The organism is Acinetobacter sp. T_3_1 (genome assembly GCF_025377055.1).
GTDB lineage: Bacteria > Pseudomonadota > Gammaproteobacteria > Pseudomonadales > Moraxellaceae > Acinetobacter > Acinetobacter kookii.
Genome location: NZ_JACHVD010000001.1, coordinates 463,063 through 478,347, shown reverse-complemented (window position 1 = coordinate 478,347; position 15,285 = coordinate 463,063). Strand labels below are relative to the sequence as shown.

General features: G+C 43.6%; 14 protein-coding genes. 7 read left to right on the top strand and 7 right to left on the bottom strand.

Annotated elements, in window-relative coordinates:
* Window positions 1-103 precede the first annotated feature (103 nt).
* Together leuC and H4I94_RS02115 are read right to left on the bottom strand one after the other, a co-directional pair.
* Entirely contained in the window at window positions 104-1,537 is a 1,434-nt protein-coding gene (leuC, locus tag H4I94_RS02120; protein WP_261181234.1) for a 3-isopropylmalate dehydratase large subunit, read from the bottom strand.
* 248 nt (window positions 1,538-1,785) lie between these two features.
* A complete protein-coding gene (locus H4I94_RS02115; protein ID WP_261181233.1) occupies window positions 1,786-1,977 on the bottom strand; it encodes a hypothetical protein in 192 nt (63 codons plus the stop codon).
* Between the two features lie 201 nt (window positions 1,978-2,178).
* Between H4I94_RS02115 and H4I94_RS02110 the strand changes: the two genes are divergently transcribed.
* From H4I94_RS02110 to ovoA, 3 genes are all read left to right on the top strand, one after another.
* Window positions 2,179-2,421, top strand: a complete 243-nt coding sequence (locus H4I94_RS02110) for a DUF2061 domain-containing protein (protein WP_261181232.1) — start codon at window positions 2,179-2,181, stop codon at window positions 2,419-2,421.
* A 202-nt stretch (window positions 2,422-2,623) separates the two neighbouring features.
* Window positions 2,624-3,496 carry a LysR family transcriptional regulator gene (locus H4I94_RS02105; protein WP_261181231.1) on the top strand — a complete coding sequence of 291 codons (873 nt, stop codon included), beginning with the start codon at window positions 2,624-2,626 and terminating at the stop codon, window positions 3,494-3,496.
* A gap of 147 nt (window positions 3,497-3,643) precedes the next feature.
* A complete protein-coding gene (ovoA, locus tag H4I94_RS02100) occupies window positions 3,644-5,860 on the top strand; it encodes a 5-histidylcysteine sulfoxide synthase (RefSeq protein WP_261181230.1) in 2,217 nt (738 codons plus the stop codon).
* Between the two features lie 54 nt (window positions 5,861-5,914).
* Here ovoA and H4I94_RS02095 read toward each other — a convergent pair whose 3' ends face one another.
* Together H4I94_RS02095 and H4I94_RS02090 are read right to left on the bottom strand one after the other, a co-directional pair.
* Window positions 5,915-6,160: a DUF2789 family protein gene (locus tag H4I94_RS02095; RefSeq protein ID WP_092819081.1), complete on the bottom strand. Its 246-nt coding sequence runs from the start codon at window positions 6,158-6,160 to the stop codon at window positions 5,915-5,917.
* 271 nt (window positions 6,161-6,431) lie between these two features.
* On the bottom strand, window positions 6,432-7,082 hold the full coding sequence (locus H4I94_RS02090; RefSeq protein WP_261181229.1) for an HAD family hydrolase: 651 nt from the start codon (window positions 7,080-7,082) through the stop codon (window positions 6,432-6,434).
* Between the two features lie 182 nt (window positions 7,083-7,264).
* Here H4I94_RS02090 and H4I94_RS02085 point away from each other — a divergent pair, with 182 nt between their 5' ends.
* Together H4I94_RS02085 and ptsP are read left to right on the top strand one after the other, a co-directional pair.
* Window positions 7,265-7,741 carry an RNA pyrophosphohydrolase gene (locus H4I94_RS02085; RefSeq protein ID WP_086195300.1) on the top strand — a complete coding sequence of 159 codons (477 nt, stop codon included), beginning with the start codon at window positions 7,265-7,267 and terminating at the stop codon, window positions 7,739-7,741.
* 88 nt (window positions 7,742-7,829) lie between these two features.
* Window positions 7,830-10,127 carry a phosphoenolpyruvate--protein phosphotransferase gene (gene ptsP, locus H4I94_RS02080; RefSeq protein ID WP_131272871.1) on the top strand — a complete coding sequence of 766 codons (2,298 nt, stop codon included), beginning with the start codon at window positions 7,830-7,832 and terminating at the stop codon, window positions 10,125-10,127.
* Window positions 10,128-10,134: 7 nt separating this feature from the next.
* On the opposite strand, the gene H4I94_RS02075 is transcribed toward ptsP, so the two are convergent.
* The 3 genes from H4I94_RS02075 to H4I94_RS02065 all read right to left on the bottom strand — a co-directional run bounded on the left by H4I94_RS02075 (window position 10,135) and on the right by H4I94_RS02065 (window position 12,845).
* Window positions 10,135-10,326 carry a hypothetical protein gene (locus H4I94_RS02075; protein WP_261181228.1) on the bottom strand — a complete coding sequence of 64 codons (192 nt, stop codon included), beginning with the start codon at window positions 10,324-10,326 and terminating at the stop codon, window positions 10,135-10,137.
* A gap of 162 nt (window positions 10,327-10,488) precedes the next feature.
* Window positions 10,489-10,869, bottom strand: a complete 381-nt coding sequence (locus H4I94_RS02070; protein WP_261181227.1) for a YkvA family protein — start codon at window positions 10,867-10,869, stop codon at window positions 10,489-10,491.
* A gap of 308 nt (window positions 10,870-11,177) precedes the next feature.
* Window positions 11,178-12,845 carry an acyl-CoA dehydrogenase family protein gene (locus H4I94_RS02065; RefSeq protein ID WP_261181226.1) on the bottom strand — a complete coding sequence of 556 codons (1,668 nt, stop codon included), beginning with the start codon at window positions 12,843-12,845 and terminating at the stop codon, window positions 11,178-11,180.
* Window positions 12,846-12,939: 94 nt separating this feature from the next.
* On the opposite strand from H4I94_RS02065, the gene H4I94_RS02060 reads away from it, so the two are divergent.
* Window positions 12,940-13,542, top strand: coding sequence for a TetR/AcrR family transcriptional regulator (locus H4I94_RS02060; protein ID WP_131272875.1), 603 nt, complete (start codon window positions 12,940-12,942; stop codon window positions 13,540-13,542).
* 110 nt (window positions 13,543-13,652) lie between these two features.
* Window positions 13,653-15,230, top strand: coding sequence for a hypothetical protein (locus H4I94_RS02055; RefSeq protein ID WP_261181225.1), 1,578 nt, complete (start codon window positions 13,653-13,655; stop codon window positions 15,228-15,230).
* Window positions 15,231-15,285: the final 55 nt, after the last annotated feature.

Sequence of the window (15,285 nt, the reverse complement as noted above, 5' to 3'; positions counted from 1 at the left end):
AATAAATCCGTAACCTCTCCCTAACCCTCTCCTACAATGAGAGGGAACTCCTTCTCTTGCGCCATGATATGGCTCAGGAAGAAGGTTGGGATGAGGGCTTAAACTAGAACGTACGTACGTCAACAAAATGACCGGCAATCGCTGCAGCAGCTGCCATCGCAGGACTCACCAAGTGCGTACGACCGCCATTGCCCTGACGACCTTCGAAGTTACGGTTAGAAGTTGAGGCACAGTGCTCGCCCGGTTGCAATTTGTCAGCATTCATGGCCAAGCACATTGAACAGCCCGGTTCACGCCATTCAAAACCTGCATCCAAGAATACTTTATCCAAGCCTTCAGCTTCAGCCTGCTGTTTCACCAAACCAGAACCCGGAACCACCATGGCCTGTTTAATTGAAGCAGCCACTTTACGGCCTTTAATCACTTCAGCAGCAGCACGAATATCTTCAATACGCGAGTTGGTGCAAGAACCGATAAATACGCGGTCTAACTGAATGTCTGCCAATGCCTGACCGGCATTTAAACCCATATATTGATAAGCACGGGTCCAGTCATTGCGTTGCACGTCATCTTTGGCCTGTTCCAAGGTTGGAACTGCTTGGGACACCGGAATCACCATTTCAGGAGAAGTCCCCCAAGAAACTTGCGGTTCAATCTCTTCACCCTGCAACACCACCACAGTATCGAAATGCGCGCCTTCATCAGAGTGCAAGGTATTCCAGTAGGCAACAGCGGCATCCCACTGCTCACCTTTCGGTGCATAGTTGCGGCCTTTCACGTATTCAATGGTTTTGTCATCCACAGCGACCATACCGACACGGGCACCGGCTTCAATCGCCATGTTGCACACGGTCATACGACCTTCAATCGACATGTCACGGAACACCTGACCGCCAAATTCAATCGCGTGACCAGTACCGCCTGCAGTGCCAATTTTACCGATAATCGCCAATACCACATCTTTTGGTGTAACGCCCTGGCCCAATTTGCCATCAACACGCACCAACATGTTCTTCATTTTCTTTTGAACCAGGCACTGGGTTGCCAATACATGTTCAACTTCTGAAGTCCCGATACCGTGCGCCAAACAGCCAAATGCACCGTGAGTTGCCGTATGCGAGTCACCACACACCACTGTCATGCCCGGCAAAGTCAAACCTTGCTCAGGTCCAACCACGTGCGCGATCCCTTGGCGAATATCGTTAATATCAAATTCAACAATATTGAAGATTTTACAGTTGTCATCCAGGGTCTGTACCTGGATACGCGAAGTGTCATCTTCAATACCAGCAATACCCTGCTCACGCTCGGTTTTTGAGGTGGGTACGTTATGGTCTGGCGTGGCCACATTGGCACTTAAACGCCAAGGTTTACGACCTGCCAGCTGCAAACCTTCAAAAGCTTGGGGCGAAGTTACTTCATGTAATAAATGACGGTCGATATAAAGTAAGGCTGAGCCATCATCGCGTTGTTTTACTAAATGGTCATCCCACAATTTATCGTATAAAGTCTTTGCTTTTGGGGTATTGCCTGCCATGTCGACGCGCTCCATAGAACTGGGTAATGCTTTCATTAACTTCGATTATAACCACGTATTTACATAAATCTAATTTATCATTTTTATTAGTTTAAAAACTTTTTGGAATTAATTTTGACCGTATTTAAACCCTGCATTTTGGCAAAATTTCATCCCTTCAGTTTTTAAACCAGACGGCAATCTCCTTATGCTCATGCTCAACAAATTAAAGGTTTTAAAGCTGCCTGCAGGGAGTACCCATGCTGAATTTAACCCGACGGTTTTTGTTTCGCTTCTACCAGCTGTTCAATTGCCCGGATGAGTTCTGCTTTCGCTGCACCGCATTGGGCAGCCGCCTGATTTTCATCATCTTCGTCATCGGCAATTTCATAGACCTGACTGCGTTTTTCTACCGCTTCTTCAAAAATATCAAGAAGGTATTTGATGTGTTTAATATCCATGATGTTCACCCTTCCAGAAAAGTATCTCTAGACATATCTCTCTAGGCGATACCGTTCCCCTGTTGTTGTATTGATTGTTCAGTTGAACCAGCCAAATAATTTATAAAACCGATTAAAAACATAAAAATGTTCGTTTTTACAAATTAAATAAGACTGATTATCATTTAGCCATATCTCGAGGCAAAGATTGAGGAACACCCCATGGCTCATATCCAAAAATTTGTGAATAACAACCAGCGTATGTTCAAGAAAACCTTTAGCTATTACATTATGCACATCACCATTGCCATGTTGGTCGGTTATTTCGTCACAGGAAGTATCTGGATGGCAGTGACCTTGAGCTTGCTTGAGCCGACCATTCAGGCAATCGCGTTCTTCTTCCATGAAAAAATCTGGGAAGCCAAACCGGCGAAAATGCAGAACAGGAACAACGCGGCCATCTAAATATTTCCGGGTTATAAAAATATCATGGGTTCCTGTTTTCCGCTTTACAAGCATCACTTCATTTGCATGAGGTGATGTTTTATTTTTACCTGTTAAGTTCACATCTGCATACATTTTTTCTGGTCTTTTTTAAGATGAAACGCCCCTTTGGTATAAAAATATTTTATAATTACTTAATTTTCATATAACCAGATATCTCCTTATGAATCTTGCTGCCTTTGAAGCGTTCATTAAAGTTATGGAAACCGGTTCTATTTCTATGGCTGCCGATTTATTGTTTATTACCCAGCCTGCTGTGACCAAACGCATTCATAGCCTGGAAGAATATTTTGGCGTGAAACTGTTTGAGTCTGCCGGTCGTGGCGTTCAGGCGACGCATGCTGCACATTCTTTATTGCCGAAAGTGAAAAACTGGCTCAATGAACTGGGCGATATTCACCATACCCTCAGTCACGAACAGGAACAGGTGCAAGGCAAACTGAAAATTGGCACCAGTCATCATATTGGTTTGCATCATCTACCCCAGCACCTGCGCAATTATGTGCAAAAATTTCCTGACGTCACTTTAGATGTGCATTTTGTTGACTCGGAACAGGCGCATGAACAGGTACTGGCGGGTGACCTGGAGCTGGCCTTTTTAACCCTGCCGCCGAAAGGGGATGAACGCCTGAGTTATGTGACCATCTGGAATGATCCGCTGGTCTTTGTGGTGGCACCTTTTCATCCGCTGGCGCAAAAAAAGCATCTGAGTCTGGAAGATTTAATTCAATATCCAAGCCTATTGCCCGCCTCGCAAACCTATACTACGCAAATCACCTTGGCAGAATTTGAAAAGCAAGGCGTTAAACCGAAAATCACCATGAGCAACAATCCGCTGGAATCCATCCGCATGCTGGTTTCAATTGGTTTGGGATGGTCGGTATTACCGAAAACCCTGCTGAATCAGGACCTGCAAATGCTGGATATCAATGTGCAAATGCAACGTCAACTGGGCATGGTCTGGCATCCGGGGCGCACCCAGTCACGTGCCGTACAGGAATTGGTGGCCATGATGCAAAACACGTATCTCGGCTAAAACCGGCTTGAGCGCTGCATCTGCCTGGATGCAGCATTTTGTTACCTTAATCCTCAGCATAGCGGCACAGCTTTCGGGTACTTTTAAATAAAACACATAAAGCCCGATGGCTTAAATGTGCAAAAGAATTCGAAGGAGTATGGGGCTATGCTGAGGGATTCATCACCAACCCTATCTATAACCAATTCACCTGAAACAACCCAGGCTAAAACACACCCAGTCAAAGCCGATGTCGATGCTCCAAATCTATGGCAAAGCGCTAAAATTTCTTTGCTGCCTACGCCCGATTTGAACTTTGCTGATGAAGCCACGGCACGGCATGGCTTGCGTGATTATTTTCTGAATACTTTTGACAGCTATGAACGGCTGTTTGACTGCCTGAAAAATAATGAAGCCTATTACCTTCGACCCATTTCTTTACGCCATCCGCTGATTTTTTATTTTGGTCATACGGCGACCTTTTTTATTAATAAACTGCTTTTGAGCAAACTGATTCACGCACGTTTGAACCCAGAGCTGGAAAGCATTTTTGCTGTCGGGGTCGATGAAATGAGCTGGGACGACCTGAATGAGCAGCATTATGACTGGCCGAGTGTAGAAGAAGTCCGGGCTTATCGTGGCCAGGTACGGACACTGGTCCTGAATCTGATTGAGCATGCCCCCCTGACGTTACCTTTGAACTGGAACCATCCGTGGTGGTCGATCCTCATGGGCATTGAACATGAACGGATTCATCTTGAAACCTCCTCGGTCCTGATTCGCCAGCAGCAGCTGGACTATGTATACAACCATCCGCAGTGGCGTGCCGAGCTTTTGACTGGAGTTGCGCCGGGAAATGCCCTGATTGCTGTTCCTACAGGACAGGTCAACCTGAACAAGACTTTCGACAGCAACTTTTATGGCTGGGACAATGAATATGGCCGGCATCAGGCGGATGTGGCTGCTTTTGAGGCTTCACAATATCTGGTTTCCAATCAGGAATTCTTGAGTTTTGTGGAAGATGGCGGTTATGCCTCTGACCGTTACTGGACAGCAGAAGGACAGGCCTGGCTGAAATTTTCTCAAGCCCAGCATCCCAGCTTTTGGCGAAAAACATCTTCAGGCTGGTCACTGCGTTTGATGCTGGAAGAAATTTCCATGCCTTGGGACTGGCCGGTAGAAGTGAATTATCTTGAAGCCAAAGCTTTCTGTCACTGGAAAGCCGAGAAAACCGGCCAAAGCATTCGCTTGCCCACAGAAGATGAGTGGTACCGGCTGTATGATGTGGCCGGGTTGCATCCTGATCTGCCCAGTCCTGAACAGGCCAATCTCGAACTGAAATATGGAACCAGTCCCTGCCCGGTCAATCATTTTCAGCAGGGTGATTTTTTTGATATTCAGGGCAATGTCTGGCAATGGACTGAAACTCCAATTTACCCTTTTGACGGTTTTCAGGTACATCCTATCTATGATGATTTCAGCACCCCAACCTTTGACGGGCAACATAATTTAATCAAAGGCGGTTCCTGGATTTCTGCCGGCAATGAGGCTTTACACAGCTCACGTTATGCTTTCCGCCGGCATTTTTTCCAGCATGCCGGGTTCCGCTATGTCGCTGCTTCTCAAGAACTTCAGCAGTTTCAATCGCAGTATGAAACGGACCAGATGATCTCGCAATATCTGGAATTTCAGTACGGCGCAGCCTATTTTAATGTGCCCAATTTTGCCCAAAGCCTGATTAACCTTGCACAGCCCTATTTTAAGAATATTGCTACCGAGAAGGCATTGGATATCGGTTGTGCCACGGGTCGGGCCAGCTTTGAACTGGCAGCTTATTTTGATCAGGTCACAGGACTGGACTTTTCCGCACGCTTTATTCAGCAGGCGGTACAGCTGGCGCAAGGAGAAACGCTACGCTACACCCTGCCGATTGAAGGGGAACTGGTGGAATATAAAGCCTGCAACTTAAAAGAGTTGGGCTTAGATCATCTTGCGCATAAAGTCGATTTTTTCCAGGCCGATGCCTGCAATTTAAAACCTCTTTTTAGCAATTATGATTTTATTCTAGCTGCAAATTTAATTGACCGCCTGCATCATCCCAAAGATTTCTTAGCCGAAATCCATCAACGTTTAAACATGGGCGGAATTTTAATGCTGGCCTCCCCCTATACCTGGCTAGAAGAACATACTGCACGTGCTGAATGGCTCGGGGGCTTTAAGAAAAATGCGGAAAACTTTAGTACGCTGCAAGGCATTACGGAACTGTTGCAAGCGCATTTTGAAATGCTGGATGAACCTCAGGATGTGGCATTTGTGATTCGTGAAACCGCGCGTAAGTATCAACACACCCTGTCCCAAGTCACCTTCTGGAAACGGGTCAGGTAAATTCTTTACAAAAATAAAGCCAATCTGAGAATTGGCTTTATTTCGCTTTGCTCTTTATCGGATCACTGAATCTTCATGCAACGATTCATTCAACTGGTCAACAATAATCGCCCATGAACCATCGGACTTGATTTTTTCTGCCAAAAACTGGCGCTGCGCTTCGGTCCAATATTCGGCTTCGGTAATCTGGGTCTGGGCATTGAGTTGATGCGTAGCAATAAACAGGGCAATCGCCTCTTCACTGGAATCTAATCCTAACTGCTCAAAAAGATTGGTCATTCTTGGACGTGTTTGGCTCATTTTAATCTCCTGTTCTTGTTCAATTTCAAACAATAAATTTTGTTTTTTACCCTTGTGCTTTCATTCTAATATACGGCAAAGGCATACTCATGGTAAGGCTTATTTTATCGTCCCTTAGTCGATATAACCCCTTCAATCCGGTTCAGCAGTTTGGTAGCAACCCTCTTCCAACATGCAAGGATTTGGGTGCAATCCATTTTTTATTTTTCACGTTTAAAGTGGAGAGAACCGCCCTATTCCGTAGGCTCCCCCCTCCGTCAAAACAAATTGCCTAAATTGACCAATCCTGAATTTCCCAGTTTTGTGCTTTGGCCAAAGTCTCTAAACGCTCATCCGGGTTGACCACAATGGCATGGTCGGCATATTCCAGCAAGAAACGGTCATTGAATGAATCTGAATACGCCCATGACTCCTCGATATTGCGCCCTTCCAGCCATTGTTCCAGACGGATCAATTTCCCTTTTTGATAACAGGCAGTGTTGATGACTTTACCGGTATATTTGCCATCCACCACTTCTGCATTGGTGGCAATAATTTCAGTAATACCAAACTCGTGAAAAATCGGTGCGGTAATAAAATCCGAAGTTGCGGTAATTCCCACCAGCTCGTGTCCGGCATCCTTGTGACGTTGAATGGCAGCAAAACCTTCGGGACGCATTTGCGGACGAATGATTTTTTTCATGAACAATTCATGTAATTCGGTCAAATAATCATTGTCATGCTGGGTTAAAAATTCAAAGACGAATTCGTTATAGGCAATCGGGTCAAGTTGCCCTGCTTTATAGTCCTCATAAAATTTGTCATTCATTTGACGATGTCGGATTGGATCGACTAAACCTTCGTTTACTAAAAACTCACCCCATGAATAATCTGAATCGGTATTTAATAGGGTGTGGTCGAGGTCAAATAAAGCCAATTTCATGAAAATACTCGTAAAAACTGAAATTTAAGAAAAAAATTGTAAATCTATCTCCGCTAGTCGATAGAAATTCGTTAAGATCATAGCAATTTTTAACATTTAATCTGTGCTTTTTTTCGAGATGGATATAGAAATAACAATCCCCGAACAAAAAGCCATACATTACAGAAAATTTAGGTAGCCAAATGATCGACTCAGAAGGTTTCCGACCGAATGTCGGGATCATTTTGGCAAACGACATTGGACAAGTTTTATGGGCAAAACGCATTGGACACAATGCTTGGCAATTTCCGCAAGGAGGGATCCAGTTTGGAGAATCCCCCGAACAGGCACTTTATCGTGAGCTGAGAGAAGAAGTTGGCTTATTGCCCGAACATGTTCAAATTGTAGCGCAAACAAAAGGTTGGCTGCGTTATCGTTTGCCGCAAAGATATATACGCCCGGATTCGGACCCGGTGTGTATTGGTCAAAAACAGAAGTGGTTTTTACTCCGGCTGACAGCGCCAGCAAAGCATATTCAGCTGGACCTGTCAGACCCACCCGAGTTTGACCAGTGGCAATGGGTAAGTTATTGGTACCCATTGGGTCAGGTCGTGAATTTTAAACGCGATGTATACCGGAGGGCGATGGTGGAACTGTGTCAGCAGTTACCCTCGCTCTAGCTCGAAAAAATTGCATGAAAATGCAGATTTTTTAGTAGCATGTTGTTATAAATAAAAACAGTTTTAAACTTATTTTGGAGCAGATTTTATGTCGAATATGCAACTGGACACCTTAAGACGCATTGTGCAAGAAATCAATGCGTCCACCAGTTTGCATGAGTCACTCGACATCATGGTCAATCAGGTTGCTGAAGCCATGCACGTGGATGTCTGCTCCATTTATCTGCTGGATGAACGAAACCAGCGTTATCTGCTTATGGCTTCTAAAGGGTTAAATCCTGAAGCTGTGGGACATGTCTCCTTACATACCAGCGAAGGTCTGGTGGGACTGGTGGGACAACGCGAAGAAATCGTAAACCTGGATAATGCACCAAAGCACGAACGCTTTATGTACCTGCCGGAAACCGGCGAGGAAATTTATAATTCCTTCCTGGGTGTTCCAGTCATGTACCGCCGCAAGGTGATGGGCGTATTGGTGGTGCAAAATAAGGAACCGCAAGATTTTAGCGAAGCAGCGGAATCATTCCTGGTCACCCTGTGTGCCCAGCTGTCCGGTGTGATTGCCCATGCCCATGCCGTGGGCAATATTGATGTATTCCGCAAGCCAAGCAATTTACCTGCTTATAAAACCTTTCAGGGCGTTTCCGGTTCAGGCGGGATTGCTTTAGGGCGTGCCGTAATTCTCTATCCGCCTGCCGATCTGGCTGCTGTGCCTGATCGCGAAGCAGATGACATCAGTGAAGAACTGGCTCTTCTGGATGCCGCATTAAATGCCGTGCGTCAGGAAATTCAGGCACTGGATGAAAAAATGCAGGATGCCTTAATGGCTGAGGAACGGGCTTTATTCAGCGTGTTTTTGCGCATGCTGGATGAAAACTCCCTGCCTGCTGAAATTAAGGCTGAAATCCGCGATGGGAACTGGGCACAGGGTGCTGTACGTATTGTCATTGATAATCACATTGCCCTGTTTGCACAAATGGAAGATGACTATTTACGCGAACGTGTGTCCGACCTGAAAGATCTAGGGCGTCGTATTCTGGCCTTTTTGCAGGAAGCCGATGCCAGCCATCGGGAACTGACCGATGAAAGCATTCTGATCGGGGAAGACATTTCAACCGCGGCACTGGTTGAATTACCGGTGGATAAAATTGCCGCAATTGTCACTACCGAAGGTGCCATGAATTCACATATGGTGATTGTGGCACGTGCCCTGGGCATTCCAACTGTGGTCGGTGTGACTGAACTGCCAATCAATACCCTGGATGATGTCGAGATGATTGTCGATGCCCATCAGGGACGTGTGTTTATCAATCCACCGCGCCGTTTGCGTACCCGCTATAAAGAAATCCAGAAAGAAGAAGAACAGCTGGCGAAAGACTTAAAGCAATACGAAACCAAAGATGCCATCACCCCAGATGGCGTTGCAGTCAAACTGTTTGTCAATACGGGTTTAATGATTGATGTCGTTCGCGGCGTACAGCGTGGTGCCAAAGGCGTCGGTTTATACCGCTCTGAAATTCCGTTTATGCTGCGTGACCGCTTCCCTGGCGAAGAAGAACAGCGTGCCATTTACCGCCAGCAACTCAGCCACTTTGCCAATAAACCTGTGGTGATGCGTACCCTCGACATTGGTGCAGATAAAGATTTACCGTATTTCTCGATTGAAGAAGAAAACTCGGCGCTGGGCTGGCGCGGTATCCGTTTTACCCTGGATCATCCAGAAATTTTTTCTGCCCAGATTCGTGCCATGCTCAAAGCCAGTATTGGATTGAATAACCTGCACATTTTACTGCCCATGATCACCAGTGTCAGTGAAGTGGAAGAAGCCCTCTATCTGCTGGACCGTGACTGGACCGCAGTGCAGGAGGAAGAACAGGTCAAAATTACCAAGCCCAAAATTGGCATTATGGTTGAAGTTCCGAGTGTGCTGTTACAGATTGAAGAGTTTTCCGAACTGGTAGATTTTTTCTCGGTCGGTTCAAATGACTTGACCCAGTATTTACTGGCGGTTGACCGCAATAACCCTCGGGTTGCCAATGTCTACTCGCACTTCCATCCGGCTATTTTACGCGCTTTAACCCGCTTGGTTCAGGAATGTCATAAATATGATAAACCGGTGAGCATTTGTGGAGAAATGGCTGGCGACCCATTGGCAGCGGTACTATTGATGGCGATGGGCTTTAACACCCTGTCGATGAGTTCAAGCAATATTTTGCGGGTGCGTAAAGCCATTTGTCATGTCCCAATGACCGATGCCCAGGAACAGCTGGAACGTGTATTAAAAATGAGTAACCCACTGATGGTGAAAAGCTGGATGGAATATTACTTCAAGACCCATGGTCTGGGGGATATGGTGAAATCTGCAACCCGTATTTTGGGTGCTTAAAATGGAGTTATAGCACAGCAAATACCGTGCAAGAAAAAGGGAGATAATCATTTGAGTATCTCCCTTTTTTGTGCTTGTCATAGCCACGTTTTGCATTTTTCTTGCGGTCTACAAAGACCTGGCTTTTGTTGACCTCATGCATGTGTTTTGCCACAAAGTTGTGAATCACCACTTCTGGCACTGCTTTTTTCTTTGCCATTTTACTCACCTGTTTTCATGCACCATCCAGATTGGACAGCAAGCTGATATTACGCTTTTTTGTACAGAATTCAAGCGGTTTTTTGCAGGGAAATATATTTATATAAAAATCAATTATTTCAAACACTTAATCTTATATTTTCAGTCTTTATCTACCCAGTTATTACAATTTCTGCATATTCAAAAAATGCATGGCCAAATAGGCCAAAAAAAGCAGCCAGATTAAAATAATCACCCCTGCCGCCCAACGGTTGACAGGCCGTTCTGCCAATAGCGAGGCACGAATTCTGCAATCGTCTAGAATTTCTTGTGGCGTCAGCTTGATCACCAATAACAGCCCCAAGGGCACAATAATAATATCATCCAGATAGCCCAGCACCGGAATAAAATCGGGAATCAGGTCAATCGGCGATAGTGCATATGCTGCAATAATCAGCGCCAGTAGTTTGATCCAGACAGGTGTGCGCTGGTCTTTAGCCACCAGCCAAACCACCAGAACATCTTTTTTGATGGTTTTGGCCCATTGTTTAATTTTTTGATACATACAGGTAATGAAAATCAAAATTTCATAATGACATCTTAGATAGGTTTTCTTAAATGAATATAAATTTTGCAGTTCCAGGGTTATTTTTATGTAAGTGGCAGCTAAAGTAAAATTAGGGAAAAATCAAAAGAAATCTGCCGAATTTATCAGTGAATCCTGAACTCGAAACGGAAATTCCCTCTCCTTTAAAAGATCAAACACCCTCAAATATTTTGAGTATACAAAAGAGAGATTCTTTGATTCATATTTTCATCCCTCCTTCTCCCTGAGCCATATATGGCGCGAGAGAAGGAGCTTTCGTCGCGAAATTATTTTTCTTTAGCCAACGCCCTTTCCAGTACCCGTTCCACATCAACCTGCTGCGCTGCAAGCATACCCACCACTCGGCCATGAAAATCACTATAACGGGTTTGAATAAAAGCATCGCTCACATAGTCCGGTGCATAACGTTTCAATAAAACCGCTTGCGCCAAAATGACCAGACGGCTGACCAGACTACGCCCCATAAACTGCAAATCATCAGCAGGTTGCTGTAACAATTTAAACAGGCTTTGTAATTCATTTTTCAACGTTTCATCTTCTAATGCAGTTGATGCCAGATCTTTAAACAATAGCTCAATCGATTCAGGTTCACGACCGATTGCGCGCAGCACATCCAGACACATGACATTGCCCGAACCTTCCCAAATGGTATTCACCGGGGCTTCTTTAAAAATACGCGCCATGATGCCGTTATCGACATAGCCATTGCCGCCAAACACCTCCATCATCTCGCCAGTCAATTCAACAGCACGCTTGCAGATCCAGAACTTGGAAGCCGGTGTCATGATGCGTTTCCATGCCAAAGACAGGGCATCTTCAGTTTCATAACAATGCGCCAAGTGGAAACTTAAGTGCATGGCTGCTTCGGTTTCCAGGGCTAAATCGGCCAGTACCGCTTGCATCAAAGGCTGTTCGGCTAAATGTTTGCCAAAGGCTTTGCGTTGGCGGGTATAGGCAATGCATTGCACCAAAGCCTGACGCAGCATGGCGGTACTGCCCAAAGAACAGGTCAGGCGGGTGTAATTGGCCATTTCAATAATGGTCGGAATGCCACGCCCTGCTTCACCCATCATGATGCCCCAAGCGTCTTTAAATTCGACTTCGGAACTGGAATTACTGCGGTTGCCGACTTTTTCTTTTAGTCGCTGCACATGAATATTATTTTTTGTGCCATCTTCCAGCCAGCGCGGCACAAAGAAACAGGCCAAGCCATCCTGTTCGGTTTTCGCGACGACCAGATGCGCATCACACATCGGCGCGGAGAAAAACCATTTATGCCCGGTCAGTAAATAGGCCTTGCCACGACCTGATTCAGCGACAGGAATCGCAATCGTTTCATTAGCCCGCACATCGGAACCGCCCTGCTTTTCGGTCATGCCCATGCCCAGCCAGATCGATTTTTTCTGGGCAATCGGCAGGTCACGTTCATCATATTCGGTGGATAATAATTTTTCGCCAATTTTGGCCCACAGTTCAGGTTCACGCTGCATTAAGGGAATGCTGCCAAGCGTCATCGATGTTGGACACAGACTGCCGCATTCGACCTGTCCGCTTAAGTAAAAACGCGCTGCCCACTCCACCCATTTGGAGGAAGATGCAGCATGGTTAAATGGATGTGCATGGCTGTCAAATTTGCGGTTTAGCTCCATCCATTTGTGCCAGGCAGGATGAAACTCAATGTAATCTTTACGGCGACCGCGTGTATCGAAGGCATGCAGAATGGGCGTGTGCTTATTGGCTAAATCGGCATATTGATAATATTCGGCGGAGCCGACCACTTTGCCCATATCACACAAGGTTGCTTGATCATGGCTGCCATAACGCTTCAATATTTCATGTAAAACCGTATCGGATGAAAATAAATTGTAATCTTGCAGTTCATCAAACTGGTTGCTGATTTGATGGGTCATCCATGTCTGATTCGATGTATTCATCGTCTATATTTCCTGCTTGTTGTTCTGGGCTTTTCATTCCAGTATAGAGAAAAATTCGCCACAGCATGTTCGGCTTTATTGAGTCTAATTTTTTATGAAAAATCCACAGATACAGGTACGGCGTAAGCCACGCCAGTCACGGGCCAAGCTGACTCAGGAAGCCTTGCAGGACAGTTTTGTTCGGCTTTTGCATGAGCGTGCTGCACATGACATTACCATTCGGGAGATTACCGATTTGGCCGGTGTGGGTTTGGGTACGTTTTATGAATATTTTTCCAAAAAGGAAGATTTGATTGCGCTGACCATTCACAGACATGTGAAAAACAATGCCGAGGACTTAAAAACTTATGCACAAAGCCTGATCAAGTTATCCACAGATATGGCTCTGGATGATTATTTAAAGCAGGTAATTCATTACCAGCTTGAGCAGATTCAGGCACAGCAGTTCTTATGGGCGCAGACTTTTTTGCTGGAACGGCAGATTTCCAATATTGAAAGTTATCGTAAAAGTTATGAGATGATGGTGCAGATGTGGCAAAGCATTCTTTCACCTTTTATGGAAGATACTGAACAACTGAAACGGATGAGTTTAAATGTACAACGGGTATGTTATGGCTTTGTGTCGCAGACGTTATTGATAGAGCCTGAGTTTGGAGCGTGGCGACAACTTGAAAATAGTATTTGGCAATCTATTTGATATAAATTACTTTAGATATGATTTTTATCATATTTTTATCAAAAAGATAGGTTTACTGATTAGGAAAAAAATTATTTAATACTGAAAATACTCATTAGAACATACTTGAGATGGCTAGACCTAAATTGATTAAAAATACTTACCGCTCTACTTATCGAGGGAAAATATCTATTGAGGATGCCCAAAAGCATCAACAATTTATTGATGATATGAAAAAAGATGCTTCATTTTACTATTTAGATCACATTGAGAGCTCAATGATTCCACATAGTATGCTTCATAAAATCATTCAAAAATTAAAAACGAAACAAAATGATAGTCTCTCTTTACCCGAAAAAAACTATCTAATTCGCCAAAACCTTAATGCTTTACATAATTTTATTGAAGGCAAAATATCTTTTAATCAATATAAGAAGGAGGCGAATAATCATGCACGAAAGGAGTATCTTAAAAACCAAGAAACAGACAAGATTCAGCAAGAACAATTTAAAAAAGAAGTGATTGAAAGACAAATACAGCAAGAAAAACTCACTCAAGAGAAGAAAGATAAAAAACGTATTGAAGCTGAAAAACGAAAAATCATCGAACTCGATGATTTAAAGAAAATACAGGAATTAAAAACTGACCTAGTAACGGAAAAGGCTTTACTTGTAAAAAATAAAACTCATCAAAATGATGTACACACTTTTGAAAATAAACTTTTAGCCTTATGCCAAGAGTACTTTTTAGATATGTCAAAGTCAGAACTAGCTATAACGAATCGTTCACAGGATATTTTAAAAAAATATAGAGAAAAACTGAACTTAAGCAAATTCGAAAAAGCTTATATTAATGAATATATTCTCAGATCGTTAAATAGTTTTCTGCCCGAATTTCAGAAAAAAATTATAAGTAAAGTTGAAGCAGAAAGACTAGCTGAAGAAAAGATTTTTCAAGAAACGTTAAAAAAAGAAGCTATTGAAAAACAAAAACGATTTGAATCAGATCCCATTTATATTGCAAAACAAAAATTAAAATCTTTACTTAAAAAATATGATATTGATGAATATTTGCTCAACAAATTACCAAAAGAACTTTCAGAAATTTTAAATAAACTAGATAACCAAATAAGGCTTTCTGAAGTCGAAGCAGTTTGGCTGAATACAGCAGACAAACAATTCTTTACTAGTAAAGTTCGCCATACATTCCATCGCTTAGAAGCAAATTATTATTTACAAGAATATAAAAAGAATACTAAGAACATTTGGAATGCTATCAATGCGAGTAGCCACTTAAGGAAATGTCAGGCAAGTTTTGAATCTGAAGAACTTTTAGAAAAAATTGAGTATAAGCAGCTTAAAGACAAAAATTTGTTATCGGCTTTCTTTACAACCTTTGGAGGAGTAAGACGTGACCTTCATAAATACAAAGTTGCTATTGAGCACGCTCTTAAGGCCCATCACATAACTCCCGAAAATTATCGCCCATGTACATTATTAGGCGCTATTTACATGGAAACACATCAATATACATTGGGGCATGAGTGGTATGAAAAAGCAAGTAAACGTGGAGCAACTGATCAATCCATTAATGCCGATCTAAAAAGTATTCTTTCTAAGATGGATAAAGTTAAACGTAATGAAATGATAGATCATTTGCTGAAATTAGATCCTCAGACATATTCATGGCTAAAGTCTCTTAAAAAATAGCCTTAGTTAGTAATCCTCAAACTGTACAAAACAATATTGAGAGGTCAGCTAGAAC